Below are 15,329 nucleotides of genomic sequence, written 5' to 3'. Positions count from 1 at the left end.
GCTAGCCGTCCGGCAGGAAAACTTGCAAGGTTACCTGTCTATGTGCGGGGGTGGGGCGGGCACGTGGTCACGGGCCCGTTGTCACACCCGGCGGGTAGGTTGGACGGCATGCGCATTGCTACGTGGAACGTGAACTCGATCACCGCGCGCCTCCCGCGCCTCCTGGCCTGGCTGGAGTCCAGCGGCACGGACGTGCTGTGCGTCCAGGAGACCAAGTGCTCGGCTGAGCAGTTCCCCACGGACGAGCTGCGGGAGCTGGGCTACGAGGCGGCGGTCAACGCCAACGGGCGGTGGAACGGGGTGGCGGTGATCTCCCGCGTCGGCCTGGAGGACGTCGTCCGGGGGCTGCCCGGGGACCCCGGGTACGAGGGGGTCGAGGAGCCGCGCGCCGTCTCCGCGACCTGCGGTCCCGTGCGGGTGTGGTCGGTCTACGTGCCGAACGGGCGGGAGGTCGGGCATCCCCACTACGCGTACAAGCTGGAGTGGTTCGAGGCGCTGAGGGCCGCCGTCGCGGACGACGCGGCCGGCTCCCGGCCGTTCGCCGTCCTCGGCGACTACAACGTGGCGCCGACCGATGACGACGTCTGGGACATCTCCCTCTTCGAGGGCGCCACCCATGTCACCCCCGGGGAGCGCGCCGCGCTGGCCGCGCTGCGCGACACGGGGCTCTCCGATGTCGTCCCGCGCCCCCTCAAGTACGACCACCCCTTCACGTACTGGGACTATCGGCAGCTCGGGTTCCCTAAGAACCGGGGGATGCGGATCGATCTGGTGTACGGGAATGCGGCGTTCGCTGCCGCGACGAAGGATGCGTATGTCGATCGGGAGGAGCGGAAGGGGAAGGGGGCGTCCGATCACGCCCCCGTCGTGGTGGACCTGGACGTGTAGCGCGGCCCGGCGGCAGCGCGTCGGCCCTGCCCGGGTCGCGTCCCGGCCGCCCCCCCGTCGTGGCTGGTCGCGCCGTTCCCCGCGCCCCCGGAATGCGCACTTCGTGCGGCATTCCCCCCTGCGCGTTTTCGGGTGCGGCTCACGTCGTGGTTGCTCGCGCCGTTCCCCGCGCCCCTGAGATGCGCACTGCGTGCGCCATCTCAGGGGGCTGCGGCGGAGCCGCATGCTCCAGGGGCGCGGGGAACTGCGCGACCAGCCACGACGAGAGCCGCACCCCTCACCCAACCGGTCGACCTACGGCGTCAGAAGGCGCAGGTCCACCGAGTCCGCCAGCGCCCGCAACCCCGCATCGCCCGGATGCAAATGATCCCCCGAGTCGAACTCCGCCCGCATCCGCGAAGGCCGCCCCGGGTCCCGCAGCACGGCGTCGAAGTCAAGCACCCCGTCGAACCCTGAACCGGCCCCGCGCAAGAACCCGTTCACCGCGACGCGCTCCGCATCGGCGGCCCCCGTGCACAACGCCTCCCCCTCGCACGGAGTGACCGTCGCCCCGATCACCTTGAGCCCCCGCGCGTGCGCCCGCCGCGCGATCTCCCGCAGCCCGGCCACGACCTGTTCCGCGCTCGCCCCCCACCGCACGTCGTTGATGCCCTGGAAGACGACGACGGTCCGTGCCGAGGTCTGGGAGAGGACGTCGCGGTCGAGGCGGTGCAGGGCGCTGACCCCGCCCGTGTCGGTGGAGATCCCGTCGCCCGGGTACCGGTCGGCGACGACGCGGTTCGCGGAGATCCCTTCGTTCAGTACGCCGTAGCGCGGCACGTCCGACTGGCCGAGCAGCCGCGTGGCGAGCACGTTCGGCCACCGCCGGTTGGCGTTCGGCGTCGAGCGCACCCCGTCCGTGATGGAGTCCCCGAGCAGCACCACGGAGCCGGGACCGCCGTCCACGTCGACCCCCGTGAGCAGCGGCCAGTACGAGATCGTCGACGTGTACGCCGTCCCCGCCGCCTCCGTCGCGTGGTCCCCGGGTTCGCTCACGTACGACGTCTGGAGGGCCTGGCTGTGCACGGGCGCGGCGGCGACCGGTTCGGGCAGGTGAAAGCTGACCAGCAGATTGGTGTCGGCGGGCACGCGGAAGCGGACCGGGTCGCTGTACGCCTGGCCGCCCGCGGGCAGCACCGTGCCGAGCCCGCCCCGGAACGTCAGCCGCGCCGGTTTGCCCCGCGCCTCCGCCCCGGCCCCCTGCACGGCCACGGACGCGCTCCCGACCCGTACCGGCGTCGAGGCGAACGTGTTGTCGAGCCGGATGCGGACCCGCGAGCCGCCGACGCTGCTGTGCACGACGAGCCGCACCGTGCGGTCGAGCCAGGGCCCGACCGTCGTGTACCCGGCGGGGGAGGCCGCCCAGGTCCCGGTCCAGCCGGTCGTCGCCGCCCGCACGGACAGGGCGAAGACGTGCAGCGCCGCGCCGCCCGTCGCTCGCGGCAGGTCCACCGACGTGATCCGGTGGCCGGTCCGCACCGGCACCGTCACCACGTACAGGCGGGTCTTCTCGGCGAGCTGACCGCCGGGCGTGTTGCGGTGCGGCAGGGCCACCGTCTTCGTGGCGAGCGGGCCCGTGCGCCAGTCGGGCGCGGTGAGCGTGTACGCGGACCGGGAGCCGTCCGCGTAGCGCACGGTGCCGGAGCCGTGCGCGTCGCCGCCCGTCCCGGCGACGAGGAACGCCAGCGCGTCGCCCCGCCCGGAGACGCGGACGCGCTGGCCGTCGGCCCGTACGTTGTCCGCTCCCGAGCCCGCCGTGCGCGGCCAGGTCAGGCGGGCGCCCTCGACGCCGAGCCGGGTGCCGGGCGTCCACCCCGCGGCCGTCAGGTCCTGCGCGGAGAGCGAGCCGCCCGCGCCGTCGAAGTCGGCGGCGTCCGGCGCGCTGTCGTCGCTGACCGCGCGGTTGTCGAAGAGCCGCTCCAGGGGGAGCGGCCCGGGTCTGTGCGGGGCGGGGGCGGCGCCCGCGGCGGTGACGGGGGCGAGGCCCGCGCAGACGGCCAGGGCGAGTGCGGCGGTCCAGGTGCGTCGGCGCACGGCCGGCTCCCTTCGTGGTGCGGCTGGCGTGAACGGTGCGCACTGAACGTAAGGAGACGGTGACGACGGGTCAATGAGGTGCGGCCGAAAGCGGCGTGAACTCACCGCGAACGTAGGCCAGCGCGCCTGTGGTGCGAGGGCGGGGCCGGATGCGAGGCTGTCGGTATGAAGATCCCTTTCGTGGCGCAATGGCGCAAGAGGTACGGTGCGACGGCCGTGGCCGTCTCCGCACCGGACGGGACCGACGCCGCCGGTGTCGCCGAACTCCTCGCCGAGTGCGAACTGTTGCGCGCGCAGGCGGAGCAGTCCGGGGTCGAACTCGATGACTCCGTGCAGTCCTTGGCGGCGCTCGACCAACTCGTGCCGCGCTGGCGGGAGGACGAGGAGGCGCTGCACTGGCTCGGCAACGACGCGGGGCTCTATCTCGGCACGGTACTGGTGCGCCGGGTGCCCGGCGCGCGGTGGGTGATCTGGCCCGACGGACAGCCGGTGGTGCGCCTCGCGTCGGGCCGGGAGATCGACGTGGTGGAGGCCGGGCACGCCTGGGCGTCGAGCGGTGCCCCCGAGTTGTCGCAGTTCTACGCGGAGGCCGCCGAGTCGTAGCGGGACCCGTGGGCGAACGCAGTTGAGCCGCAAATACGGTTAATTCCCCTGCGCGCGTGTCGTCCGTTAAGTCCCATATCGGCGTGGATAGTTTGCGCGGACCGACAAGCCGAGAGTGGGCAGGTACTGCCATGGCCGTCGATCCGTTGATCGAGCTGCGTGACGTGAACAAGTACTACGGGGAGCTGCATGTCCTCCAGGACATCGACCTCACCGTCGGCAAGGGGGAGGTGGTGGTGGTCATCGGCCCGTCGGGGTCGGGGAAGTCGACGCTCTGCCGGACGATCAACCGCCTGGAGACGATCCAGTCCGGCTCCATCCGGCTCGACGGGCAGCCGCTGCCCGAGGAGGGCAAGGCGCTCGCCCGGCTGCGGGCCGAGGTCGGCATGGTCTTCCAGTCCTTCAACCTCTTCGCGCACAAGACGGTCCTGCAGAACGTCTCCCTCGCCCAGGTGAAGGTCAGGAAGCGCAAGCGGGACGAGGCCGACAGGCGCTCCCGGGAACTCCTCGACCGGGTCGGCCTCGCCGCGCACGCCGACAAGTTGCCCGCCCAGCTCTCCGGCGGCCAGCAGCAGCGCGTGGCCATCGCCCGCGCCCTGGCCATGGACCCGAAGGCGCTCCTCTTCGACGAGCCGACCTCGGCCCTCGACCCCGAGATGATCAACGAGGTCCTGGAGGTCATGCGGCAACTGGCGCGCGAGGGCATGACGATGGTCGTCGTCACCCACGAGATGGGCTTCGCCCGCACCGCCGCCGACCGGGTCGTCTTCATGGCGGACGGCAGGATCGTCGAGGACCGCGCCCCGGAGGAGTTCTTCGCCCGGCCCGAGACCGAGCGCGCCCGGGACTTCCTCTCCAAGATCCTCAAGCACTGACGGGGGAGTGCAGCACGCATGATGCGCAAGTCGCCACTGCTCCTCGCCGCCCTGGCGCTGACGGCCGTCGCCGCCACCGCCTGCGGCAAGGAGGGCAGCCCGCCCGTCAAGGGCCCGTCGGGGGACGAACTCCCCGAGTACACCGTCGCGCGCGGGTTCTCCCTGCCGGACTCCCGGACGTGGCGGGCCGCGAAACGACGCGGACACTTCGTCGTCGGCGCCAAGGAGGACCAGCCCTACCTCGGCGAGAAGAACCCGGCCAACGGCGTCTACTCCGGCTTCGACATCGAGATCGCCAGAATGGTCTCGGCCTCGCTCGGCCTGGACCCGAAGAAGACCACGTTCAAGACGATCGCCTCCGCCAACCGCGAGACGGCCCTGCAGAACGGCCAGATCGACTACTACGTCGGCACCTACACCATCAACGACAACCGCAAGAAGCTCGTCGGCTTCGCCGGGCCCTACTACATGGCGGGCCAGTCGCTCCTCGTCCGCACCGACGAGGACGGCATCGAGGGCGCCGACGACCTCGACGGCAAGCGCGTCTGCTCGGCCGCGGGCTCGACCCCGTACCAGCGCATCAAGGCCGACCACCCCAAGGCCGACCTCGTCGCCTACGACACGTACTCGATCTGCGTCGACAACCTGCTGACCTATCAGGTCGACGCCGTCACCACCGACGACGCGATCCTGCTCGGCTTCGCCGCCAAGGCGCCCGACGAGCTGAAGCTCGCCGGCAAGCCGTTCTCGAAGGAGCCGTACGGCATCGGCGTCCCGAGGGGCGACAACGCCCTGCGCCTCGCCATGGACGACGCCCTCGCGGCCCGGCAGAGGAACGGCGACTGGAAGCGCGCCTTCGAGGCCACGCTCGGCCTGTCCGGCGCGCCCGCCCCGAAGCCGCCCGCCATCGACCGCTATCCGGCGAGCTGAGGAGCGTCCCCTTGAATGTCCTGACCGACAACTTCTCGACGTACTGGAAGGGCTTCCTCGGCACGGTCGAGCTGACCGTCTACGCCTCGGTCCTCGCCCTGCTGCTCGGCTTCCTCATGGCGTCCTTCCGCGTCGCGCCCGTCGGCTCCTTCCGCGCGCTCGGCACCGCCTGGGTCACCGTCCTGCGCAACACGCCGCTGACGCTGCTGTTCTTCGCCGTGCTGCTCGGGCTTCCGCGGTTCGGGCTCGTGCTGCCCTTCACCGTCTTCGCGGTGCTCGCGCTCGGCTGCTACACCTCCGCGTTCATCTGCGAGGCGGTGCGCTCCGGTATCAACACCGTGCCGAAGGGGCAGGGCGAGGCGGCGCGCAGCCTCGGCATGACCTTCGGCCAGACGCTGACCCATGTGATCCTGCCGCAGGCGTTCCGGTCGGTGATCCCGCCCGTCGGCTCCACGCTCATCGCGCTCGCCAAGAACTCGGCGATCGCGGGCGCGTTCAGCGTCGTCGAACTGCTCGGCACGTACAAGACGCTCAGCGAACTCGGCTACGACATCATCTGGACGTTCGTCTGGATCGCGCTCGGCTACCTCATCATCACGCTCGCCATCAGCGCCTTGTTCAACGTCCTCGAGAAGCGCTGGGGGATCGCCCGATGAAGGCACTCGACCACAGCTCCACCGCCCTCTACGACATCCCGGGCCCGAGGACCGAGCGCCGCCACCGCCTCTACGGCGTCCTCTCCACGCTCGTCGTGCTCGCGCTGGTCGGCTGGCTCCTCTACCTCCTGGTCGACACCGAGCAGTTCACGCACACCAAGTGGATGCCCTTCGAGTACAAAGGCATCCAGGAGCTGCTGCTGCGCGGCCTCGGCAACACGCTGAAGGCGTTCGCCCTCGCCGCCGTCCTCTCCCTGGCGCTCGGCACGCTCCTCGCCGTGGGGCGTCTGTCCGAACACCGGCCGGTGCGCTGGCTGGCGACGCTCTTCGTCGAGTTCTTCCGCGCGATGCCGGTCCTCGTGATGATCTTCTTCATCTACGTGGCCCTGAAGAGGGAGCCGCTCTTCGCGCTCGTCGCCGGTCTGACGCTCTACAACGGCTCCGTCCTCGCCGAGGTCTTCCGCTCCGGCGTCAACTCCGTCGAGCGCGGGCAGCGCGAGGCGGCGTACGCGCTCGGCATGCGCAAGACGCAGGTCATGACCCATGCCCTCGTACCGCAGGCCGTACGGGCCATGCTGCCCGCCATCATCAGCCAGTTGGTGGTGGCCCTGAAGGACACCTCGCTCGGTTATCTGATCACGTATGAGGAGTTTCTCCATGCCGGGAAGCTGATCGCTTCGAACCTCGACTACGATTTGCCCTTCATCCCTGTGGTGATGGTGATCTCGCCGATCTACATCGGGATGTGCATGCTGCTGTCGTGGTTCGCCCAGTGGGTGTCCAAGCGGCAGCGGCGCAATCCCAAGACCGAGGCCGCGGACATCGCCCCGGCCGAACCAGGGACGCTGCTGCCAGGGGTGCAGTAGCCGGAGCATGGGCAGTCCTCGCCCGGCAGCCGGAGATCACTTCGCATTCCGTGCGGAGAAGGTCAGCTGCGCGCGGGACGGGACGCGCCTGCTTGCCGAGGCCGAGCGGGCCCTTGTCGCCTTCGTACGCGGCAGGGGCACCGCTCCCCTTGGTCTCAAAGGGGTCTATGGGGCGCGGTGCGAGTTCCGCGGGCCGGACGGGTTCGGCAGCGGTGTCTGCGCGGCCCGCGTGACATCGCCCACCAGTTCGACCACGTCGGGCCCGTACGCCCCCGAGTTGACGACCTTCAGGAGCAGGACGAACGAGGTGCCGCCGTGCTTGCGCGCGAGGCGCTCGTGGTGCCGGGCGAGATACCGGGTGGCGGCCTGGTTGGTGACCGGCATCTGGCCGCAGAAGAGGAACACCGGCCGCGCCCCCTCGCCCTGGCCCGCCGTCAGCCGGGCGAGGACCACGTACTCCGTCATCCCCGGCTCCAGGCGGTAGCGCTCGGAGCCGATCTGGAAGGCGCCGCGGTCGGGGCCCGCCTCGGGATCGTTGTTGACCCGGACGCCCGGCAGCAGGCTGACCATGTGCGCGGCCATCCGGCGGTTCGCCACCGGCCCGCCGACACAGAACTCCGTACGCTCCCCGAAGCCCTGCTGGGCCGTGTCGTGCGCGACGACCTGGGCGTGCGCGCCGCAGTCCTTGACGAGCGCCGACAGTTCGAGGAGCGCGAAGACGTCGTGGCGCCGCACCATCAGGTCGGGGCCGCCCGCGTCCCGGCTCACCACGAGCAGCGACTCGGAGTTCTCCGGCAGCCCGAAGAAGGCCTGTTTCCGACGGAGCCGGCGCTTCCACAGGTAGCTGCGGGCGAGCCAGCCGAGGGCGGCGCCGACGCCCGCCGCGATCAGGCCGATGACGACATGGCGCACGTCTTCAGTCATGGGCGCGCACTCTAGCGGGCGGACACACCGGTGTTCGAGGGGGTCCTGACGGCTGTGCGAAGGCAAGTTACGCTGCGCGGACGGCTGTTGACCGGAGGTACTGATGCGACGTTCGATTGGGCGGAAACTCACCTTCTGCGCCGTTGCGGCGACCATGGTGGCGGTCGGCGCGGCGGCGCCCCCCTCGGCCGCCCCGGGCAGTCCCGGCGGCTCCCACGAGGCTCCGCGGAAGGTACCGGTGGCCGTCGGGTACGGCGGCGCCGTGGCGAGTGTCGACGCGGACGCCTCGGCGGCGGGCATCGAGGTGCTGCGCAAGGGGGGCAACGCGGTGGACGCCGCCGTCGCCACCGCCGCCGCGCTCGGCGTGACCGAGCCGTACTCCTCGGGCGTCGGAGGGGGCGGCTACTTCGTCTACTACGACGCCAAGACGCGCCAGGTGCACACGATCGACGGCCGCGAGACGGCGCCGCTGTCGGCGGGCCCGGACCTGTTCCTGGAGAACGGCAAGCCGATCCCCTTCGCCGACGCGGTCACCAGCGGCCTGAGCGTCGGCACGCCCGGCACCCCGGCGACCTGGCAGTCCGCGCTGGACGCGTGGGGCAGCAAGCGGCTCGACACGGTGCTGAAGCCCGCCGAGAAGCTGGCGCGCGACGGGTTCACGGTCGACGCGACGTTCCGCTCGCAGACCGCCGCGAACGAGGCCCGCTTCCGCAACTTCCCCGACACGGTGAAGCTGTTCCTGCCCGGCGGGAAGCTGCCGGAGGTCGGCTCGACGCTGAAGAACCCCGACCTGGCGCGCACCTACCGTGAGCTGGGCCGCGAGGGCGTGGACACGGTGTACCGGGGCGACATCGGCGCCGACATCGTGCGCACCGCCGACAAGCCGCCCGTCGACCCGGCGTCCGGCTACCACGCGCGGCCGGGCAAGCTGTCGGCCAAGGACCTGCGGGCCTACCGCGCCAAGCACCAGGCCCCGTCGAAGACCTCGTACCGGGGCCTCGGCGTCTACTCGATGGCGCCGTCCTCGTCCGGCGGCACGACCGTCGGCGAGGCGCTCAACATCCTGGAGCGGACGAACCTGTCCAAGGCGTCCGACGTGCGCTATCTGCACCGGTACATCGAGGCGAGCCGCATCGCGTTCGCCGACCGGGGCCGCTGGGTCGGTGACCCCGCCTTCGAGGACGTGCCGACCAGGCAGCTCCTGTCCCAGCGGTTCGCGGACTCGCGGGAGTGCCTGATCTCGGACGACGCGGTGCTGACCAGCCCGGTCGCGCCCGGCGACCCAAGGCATCCGGGCACGTGCGGCAAGGCGGGGGACAAGGCGGCCCCGACGACGTACGAGGGCGAGAACACCACGCACCTCACCACCGCCGACAAGTGGGGCAACGTCGTCGCCTACACCCTCACCATCGAGCAGACCGGCGGCAGCGGCATCACCGTGCCCGGCCGCGGCTTCCTGCTCAACAACGAGCTGACCGACTTCTCCTTCGCCCCCGCCACCCCCGGCGTGCACGACCCGAACCTGCCGGGCCCGGGCAAGCGGCCGCGCTCGTCCATCTCGCCGACCATCGTGCTCGACAAGGCCGGCAAGCCCGTCGTCGCGGTCGGTTCGCCCGGCGGCGCCACCATCATCACGACCGTGCTGCAGACCCTGACCGGCTTCCTCGACCGGGGCCTGCCGCTCGTCGACGCCATCGCCGCGCCCCGCGCCAGCCAGCGCAACGCCGCGCAGACCGAGCTCGAACCCGGCCTGTACGACAGCCCGCTCCGGGCGAAGCTGGAGGCCATCGGGCACTCCTTCAAGCTGAACCCGGAGATCGGCGCGGCGACGGGTGTGCAGCGGCTGCCGCACGGCAAGTGGCTGGCCGCCGCCGAGCCCGTACGGCGCGGGGGCGGGTCGGCGATGGTGGTGACGCCCGGGAAGTAACCCGCCCGCCACGCCACGGGGGCAAGTCATACGTCCCTGCGGCGCACCACGATCAGAGCGAGCGCGACGGCCGCCAGTGGCCAGACGGCGAACACCGTCCAGGACCCGGCGACCGTCGCGCCGCCGTACGCGTCCGGACCCCATCCGTACAAGGTCACGAGGCGCTGCCAGGCGCTCTGCACCATCATGTTCCGCGCCCGCTCCACCCACGGCTCGCGCGAGCCGAAGAACATCGGCAGCATCAGCAGCACGAACGCGGAGGCCACCATGGTCGTCGCGCCGTGCCGGATCAGCACGCCGAGCCCGAACCCGGTCAGCGCGCTGACCGGGGCGAGGAGCGCCGACGCGGCGAGGGCGCGCAGCGCGCCCGGATCGGTGAGGGACACGGCGGCGCCCCGGCCGCTCAGGATCGCTTGCGACACGGCGAACGAGCCGAGCGCGCAGAGCAGTCCGACCCCGGTCCACAGCAGGGCGGTCACGGCGGCCTTGGCGAGCATCAGTGACCGGCGAGCGGGCACGGCGGCGGTCGTGGTCCGGATCAGGCCGCTGCCGTACTCGCTGACGACGACGATCGCGCCGACGCTGCCCGCCGCCAGCATCAGCACGAGGTAGCCCTCGGCGGGGAACGCGTCGCCCAGCGAGAAGACGTGCTCGCGGCGGGCGTCGGCGTCGAGCCGAGGGATGTCCTGGTAGTCGCTCCAGGCGGCGAGCGCGGCGGTGACGAGCACGGTCAGCGTGACGGCCCCGAGGATCCACGGCGTGGAGCGCAGCGACTGGATCTTGATCCACTCGGCGGCGAGCAGATCGGTGAAGCGGGCGCGGGGGACGGCGGCGGTGGCGACGGTGGTCATCGGGCGGCTCCTGTCGAGGACGTGTCGCGGGCCGGGTACTCGACCCGGTCGGCGGTCAGCTCCATGAACGCTTCCTCCAGGGAGGCCGTCCTGGTGGTCAGTTCGCGCAGTGGGAAGCGGTGCTCCAGCGCGAGGGCGCCGATCCGCTCGGCGGACAGCCCGGTCACCACGAGCCGCTCCCCACGCTCAGGGCCGTCCTCCGGCACGGTCTGCGCGCCCGCCGCCGCGAGGAGCCCGGCGAACTCCGCCGCGCGCGGAGTCCCCACCACCACACTGAGCCGCGCCGCCCGCGCTGCGAACACCCGCAGCGGCTCGGCCGCGACGAGCCGGCCCCGCCCGATGACGACCAGCTCGTCAGCCGTGGACTCCATCTCCGACATCAGATGGCTCGACAGGAACACCGTGCGCCCCTCGCCCGCGAGCCGCCGGAACAGCCGCCGCAGCCACAGCACGCCCTCCGGGTCCATCCCGTTGAACGGCTCGTCGAACAGCAGCACCGGCGGGTCCCCGAGCAGCGCCGCCGCGACCCCGAGCCGCTGCTTCATGCCGAGCGAGAAGCCGCCGATGCGCCGCCCGGCGGCCTCGGCGAGCCCGACCTCGGCGAGGACGTCGGCGACCCGCCGCGCGGGCAGCCCGTTGGAGCGGGCGAGCGCCGCCAGATGGGCTCTCGCCGTACGTCCGCCGTGCACCTGCTGCGCGTCGAGGAGGGCGCCCGCGTGCCGCAGCCCGCGCGGGTGCGCGGCGAAGGGCACCCCGCCGACGGCCGTGCCGCCCGCGTCCGGCGCGTCCAGGCCGAGGACCACCCGCAGGGTGGTGGACTTGCCCGCCCCGTTCGGCCCGAGGAACCCGGTGACGACACCGGGCCGCACGGTGAAGGACAGGCGGTCGACGGCCGTCCTGCGGCCGTACCGTTTCGTGAGTTCGCTGACTTCGATCACGCGAGCCACCGTGCCGCGCGCCGCCGCGCCCGCACATCGGGCCACGGGATGCATCCCCCGGGCCGATGCCGCCGCGCGCCCGCCCTCGTACGCTCACCGGTGTGAACGGTGGAAACGCGAGCTCGTCGACGCGACGGTCGGTCCTCGCCTGGTGCGGCCTCGCCCTGTACCCCCTCGCCGGGGCCCTGTGCCTGTTCGGCTCGTCCGAGGTGCTGCCGTCGGTGCGCGCCGCCGGGGTGGCGCTGTCGGCGGTGCTCCTCGCCGGGGTGGCCGTGCGGGCGCCGCTGCTCGCGCTCGTCGTGGTGCTGCTCGGCACCCTGTTCGCGGTCGCGCTGTCGCCCTCGTACGGGCCCTGGGACGGTTCGCGGCAGACGACGGTGGTGGCGTTCGTCTCCGCCGACGTGGTGCTCGCCCGCCTGGTCGCGACCCGGTCGCCCGCGCAGTGGATCACCGGCGTCGTCCTCGCCTTCCTCGCGCAGGCCGCCGCCGTCCTCTTCTTCGTCCAGCCGCCGAACCTGATCGCGTTCGGGGTCGTCGCCCTGCTCGCGCTGCTCGTCGCCTGCATGGTCGGGCTGCTCCTGGGGGAGCGGCGCCGGTACGCCGCCGCCCTGCGCGAGCAGGCCGTCGCCGAGGCCGTGACCGCCGAACGGCTGCGCATCGCCAGGGAGTTGCACGACCTCGTCTCGCACAGCATCGGCGTCATCGCGATCCAGTCGGGCGTCGCGAGCCGCGTCATCGAGACCCGCCCGAAGGAGGCCCGCGACGCGCTGCGCGCCATCGAGACGACCAGCCGCGAGACGCTCAGGGGCCTGCGCCGCACCCTGGTCGCCCTGCGCAGGGCCGAGCCTGGGGAGACGGCGCCGCTCGCGCCGAGCACCGGCCTGGCCGACCTCGGCAGGCTCACGGAGACGACGACCAGGGACACGGGCGTACGCGTCGAGCTGACCGTGACCGGAGCACCCCGCGCGCTCCCGCCGGATGTCGACCTGGCGGCGTACCGCATCGTGCGGGAGTCGCTGGCCAACGTGGTCCGGCACGCCCACACCGACACCTGCCGCGTCCGCGTCACCCACGCCGACGACGCCCTGCGCCTGGAGATCGTCGACGCCGGGACGGGCCCCGCCCCGTCGGCTACCGTGCCCGGCATGGGGATCACGGGGATGGCGGAGCGGGTGAGCCTGCTGCACGGCGAGTTCAGCGCGGGACCCGGACCGGACGGCGGCTTCCGCGTGGCGGCGCGGATACCGCTGCCGGAGGCGGCCCGATGACCGTACGGGTGCTGCTCGTCGACGACCAGCCGCTGGTCCGCTCCGGGCTCAGGGTCCTGATCGGCGACACGGACGACCTGGAGGTGGCCGGCGAGGCGGGCGACGGCGCCGAGGCCGTCGAGCAGGCCGCGCGGTTGCGGCCCGATGTCGTCGTCATGGACGTCCGGATGCCCGGCACCGACGGCATCGAGGCGACCCGGCGGATCATGGCGGCGGACACCGGCAGCCGCGTCCTCGTCCTCACCACCTTCGACGAGGACGCGTACGTGTACGGGGCGCTGCGCGCCGGCGCGGGCGGCTTCGTCGTCAAGGACATGTCACTGGAGGAGATCCTCACCGCGATCCGCGTCGTCGCCGCCGGTGACGCGCTCATCGCGCCGGGGATCACCCGCCGCCTCATCGCCGACTTCGTGGGGCGGCCCGAGCGGGCGACGACGGCCCGCGCGGCACGCACCGTCGAGGGCGTCACCCCGCGCGAACGCGAGGTCCTCACCCTGATCGGCCTCGGCCGCTCGAACCAGGAGATCGCCGAGGACCTGGTCATCAGCGTGCCCACGGTCAAGTCCCACGTGGCCCGCCTGCTCACCAAGCTGGACGCGCGGGACCGCGTGCACCTGGTCATCACGGCCTACGAGGCGGGCCTGGTGACCCCGGAGCGCTGAGCCGGGACAGGAGGTCACCGGTATTCTTATCCGGTATAGGAATAGGGGTTCAGGTACCCTGGTCCCATGGTCCGCACCCCTTTGACCCCGGAAGAGCGAGAGCGCGGCGAGCGCCTCGGCCGCCTGCTGCGCGAGGCACGGCTCGGGCGCAGCATGACCGAGGTCGCCGCGGCGGCGGGCGTCTCGGTGGAGACGCTGCGCAAGATCGAGACGGGGCGGGCGCCGACCCCGGCGTTCTTCACCGTCGCCGCCATCGCCCGCGAACTGGGCCTGTCCATGGACGAACTGCTGGCGCACTGCAGCCCGGTGCCCGTCTGACGCGTCTTTCGGTACGGGCCGGAGATCACCCGCAAGGGTGTCAATCAAGATCGTTCGAGCGGGTTGCCGACGATGGTCTTGGCAAGCCTGCCGCACGGGCTTACGTTCGTGCCTCTACGACCCGTCTACGGGCGTAGAGGAGCAGGCAAAGGAGCGGCCCATGACACCCGATCTGCACGCCCGCCACCGCGCCGCCCTGCCGGACTGGCTGGCGCTCTACTACGCGAACCCCATCGAACTGACCCACGGCGAGGGCCGGCACGTCTGGGACGCGGCCGGCAACAAGTACCTCGACTTCTTCGGCGGCATCCTCACCACGATGACGGCGCACGCGCTGCCCGAGGTCACCAAGGCGGTCAGCGAGCAGGCCGCACGGCTCGTCCACTCCTCGACGCTCTACCTCAACCGCACGATGGTCGAACTCGCCGAGCGCGTCGCCCAGTTGTCCGGCATCCCCGACGCCCGCGTCTTCTTCACCACCTCCGGCACCGAGGCCAACGACGCGGCACTGCTTCTCGCCACCTCCTACCGCCGCTCGAACCAGATCCTGGCGATGCGCAACAGCTACCACGGCCGCTCCTTCTCGGCGGTCGGTATCACCGGCAACCGCGGCTGGTCACCGACCAGCCTCTCCCCGCTCCAGACGCTGTACGTGCACGGAGGCATCCGGAGCCGCGGCCCGTACGCCCACCTGTCCGATGCCGAGTTCACCGACGCCTGCGTCGCCGACCTGCGCGACATGCTCGGACAGACGCGCGGCGACGTCGCGGCGCTCATCGCGGAGCCGGTCCAGGGCGTCGGCGGCTTCACCTCGCCCCCGGACGGCCTCTACGCCCGCTTCCGCGACGTGCTCCGCGACCACGGCATCCTCTGGATCTCCGACGAGGTGCAGACCGGCTGGGGCCGCACCGGCGACCACTTCTGGGGCTGGCAGGCCCACGCCCGATCGGGGCCGCCGGACATCCTGACCTTCGCCAAGGGCATCGGCAACGGCATGTCGATCGGCGGGGTCGTCGCCCGCGCCGACGTCATGAACTGCCTCGACGCCAACTCCCTCTCCACCTTCGGCGGCTCCCCGGTCACCATGGCCGCGGGCCTCGCCAACCTCTCCTACCTCCTCGAACACGACCTCCAGGGCAACGCGCGCCGCGTCGGCGGCCTCCTCATCGAACGCCTCCGCGCCATCGCGGCGCACGCCCCCGGCGTACGGGAGGTACGCGGCCGTGGCCTCATGATCGGCATCGAACTGGCCCACCCCGACACGGGCGAGGCGGCCCCCGGCGCTGCCACGGCGGTCCTGGAGTCCTGCCGCGAGAACGGCCTCCTGATCGGCAAGGGCGGCGCCCACGACACCAGCGTCCTGCGCATCGCACCACCACTGTCCCTGACGGTGTCGGAGGCGGAAGAGGGCGCGTCCATCCTGGACGCGGCACTGCGAGAGTTCTCCTAGTCGGCAATCAGGTGCGCCCCGCCAGGGGCGCGGGGAACTGCGCGACCAGCCACGACGCACCCGCAGTCGGCGGTGGACAACAAACGATCTATGGCGCGTT

At 72.1% G+C, this 15,329-nt stretch carries 15 protein-coding genes; 11 read left to right on the top strand and 4 right to left on the bottom strand.

Features of this window, described 5'->3' with window-relative positions:
• The first annotated feature begins 108 nt into the window (after positions 1 to 108).
• Positions 109 to 888 carry an exodeoxyribonuclease III gene (locus ABZ877_RS20355; RefSeq protein WP_361072970.1) on the top strand — a complete coding sequence of 260 codons (780 nt, stop codon included), beginning with the start codon at positions 109 to 111 and terminating at the stop codon, positions 886 to 888.
• Positions 889 to 1,182: 294 nt separating this feature from the next.
• On the opposite strand, the gene ABZ877_RS20350 is transcribed toward ABZ877_RS20355, so the two are convergent.
• Positions 1,183 to 2,961: an SGNH/GDSL hydrolase family protein gene (locus ABZ877_RS20350; protein ID WP_361072967.1), complete on the bottom strand. Its 1,779-nt coding sequence runs from the start codon at positions 2,959 to 2,961 to the stop codon at positions 1,183 to 1,185.
• Between the two features lie 165 nt (positions 2,962 to 3,126).
• Here ABZ877_RS20350 and ABZ877_RS20345 point away from each other — a divergent pair, with 165 nt between their 5' ends.
• From ABZ877_RS20345 to ABZ877_RS20325, 5 genes are all read left to right on the top strand, one after another.
• Positions 3,127 to 3,564: a DUF6278 family protein gene (locus tag ABZ877_RS20345; protein WP_361072964.1), complete on the top strand. Its 438-nt coding sequence runs from the start codon at positions 3,127 to 3,129 to the stop codon at positions 3,562 to 3,564.
• A 131-nt stretch (positions 3,565 to 3,695) separates the two neighbouring features.
• Positions 3,696 to 4,439 carry an amino acid ABC transporter ATP-binding protein gene (locus ABZ877_RS20340; RefSeq protein ID WP_361072961.1) on the top strand — a complete coding sequence of 248 codons (744 nt, stop codon included), beginning with the start codon at positions 3,696 to 3,698 and terminating at the stop codon, positions 4,437 to 4,439.
• 18 nt (positions 4,440 to 4,457) lie between these two features.
• Positions 4,458 to 5,369 (top strand): glutamate ABC transporter substrate-binding protein, encoded by a 912-nt coding sequence (locus tag ABZ877_RS20335; RefSeq protein ID WP_361072958.1) that lies wholly within the window; start codon positions 4,458 to 4,460, stop codon positions 5,367 to 5,369.
• An 11-nt stretch (positions 5,370 to 5,380) separates the two neighbouring features.
• Complete coding sequence (locus tag ABZ877_RS20330; protein ID WP_361072955.1) at positions 5,381 to 6,025, top strand: amino acid ABC transporter permease; 645 nt, start codon at positions 5,381 to 5,383, stop codon at positions 6,023 to 6,025.
• Positions 6,022 to 6,891, top strand: coding sequence for an amino acid ABC transporter permease (locus tag ABZ877_RS20325; protein ID WP_361072952.1), 870 nt, complete (start codon positions 6,022 to 6,024; stop codon positions 6,889 to 6,891). The genes ABZ877_RS20330 and ABZ877_RS20325 overlap by 4 nt, the downstream gene beginning before the upstream one ends.
• A 165-nt stretch (positions 6,892 to 7,056) precedes the next feature.
• On the opposite strand, the gene ABZ877_RS20320 is transcribed toward ABZ877_RS20325, so the two are convergent.
• Positions 7,057 to 7,815: a hypothetical protein gene (locus tag ABZ877_RS20320; RefSeq protein WP_361072949.1), complete on the bottom strand. Its 759-nt coding sequence runs from the start codon at positions 7,813 to 7,815 to the stop codon at positions 7,057 to 7,059.
• A gap of 103 nt (positions 7,816 to 7,918) precedes the next feature.
• On the opposite strand from ABZ877_RS20320, the gene ggt reads away from it, so the two are divergent.
• Entirely contained in the window at positions 7,919 to 9,742 is a 1,824-nt protein-coding gene (gene ggt / locus ABZ877_RS20315) for a gamma-glutamyltransferase (protein WP_361072946.1), read from the top strand.
• A gap of 26 nt (positions 9,743 to 9,768) precedes the next feature.
• On the opposite strand, the gene ABZ877_RS20310 is transcribed toward ggt, so the two are convergent.
• Complete coding sequence (locus ABZ877_RS20310; protein ID WP_361072943.1) at positions 9,769 to 10,593, bottom strand: ABC transporter permease; 825 nt, start codon at positions 10,591 to 10,593, stop codon at positions 9,769 to 9,771.
• Entirely contained in the window at positions 10,590 to 11,531 is a 942-nt protein-coding gene (locus tag ABZ877_RS20305; RefSeq protein WP_361072940.1) for an ATP-binding cassette domain-containing protein, read from the bottom strand. Before ABZ877_RS20305 ends, ABZ877_RS20310 begins: the two co-directional genes overlap by 4 nt.
• Positions 11,532 to 11,632: 101 nt before the next feature.
• Between ABZ877_RS20305 and ABZ877_RS20300 the strand changes: the two genes are divergently transcribed.
• The 4 genes from ABZ877_RS20300 (at position 11,633) to ABZ877_RS20285 (ending at position 15,229) form a co-directional block, all read left to right on the top strand.
• Complete coding sequence (locus tag ABZ877_RS20300; RefSeq protein WP_361072937.1) at positions 11,633 to 12,799, top strand: sensor histidine kinase; 1,167 nt, start codon at positions 11,633 to 11,635, stop codon at positions 12,797 to 12,799.
• The gene (locus tag ABZ877_RS20295) at positions 12,796 to 13,461 is read left to right on the top strand and encodes a response regulator transcription factor (protein WP_361072934.1); all 666 of its coding nucleotides are present in this window, start codon (positions 12,796 to 12,798) and stop codon (positions 13,459 to 13,461) included. Before ABZ877_RS20300 ends, ABZ877_RS20295 begins: the two co-directional genes overlap by 4 nt.
• Before the next feature lie 66 nt (positions 13,462 to 13,527).
• On the top strand, positions 13,528 to 13,779 hold the full coding sequence (locus tag ABZ877_RS20290) for a helix-turn-helix transcriptional regulator (protein WP_361072931.1): 252 nt from the start codon (positions 13,528 to 13,530) through the stop codon (positions 13,777 to 13,779).
• 160 nt (positions 13,780 to 13,939) lie between these two features.
• Positions 13,940 to 15,229, top strand: coding sequence for an aspartate aminotransferase family protein (locus ABZ877_RS20285; RefSeq protein WP_361072928.1), 1,290 nt, complete (start codon positions 13,940 to 13,942; stop codon positions 15,227 to 15,229).
• The last annotated feature ends 100 nt before the right edge of the window (positions 15,230 to 15,329 follow it).

Origin of the sequence: Streptomyces sp. NPDC046939, assembly GCF_040644575.1 — a bacterium.
GTDB lineage: Bacteria > Actinomycetota > Actinomycetes > Streptomycetales > Streptomycetaceae > Streptomyces.
This window is presented reverse-complemented; position numbering and strand designations above follow the sequence as displayed.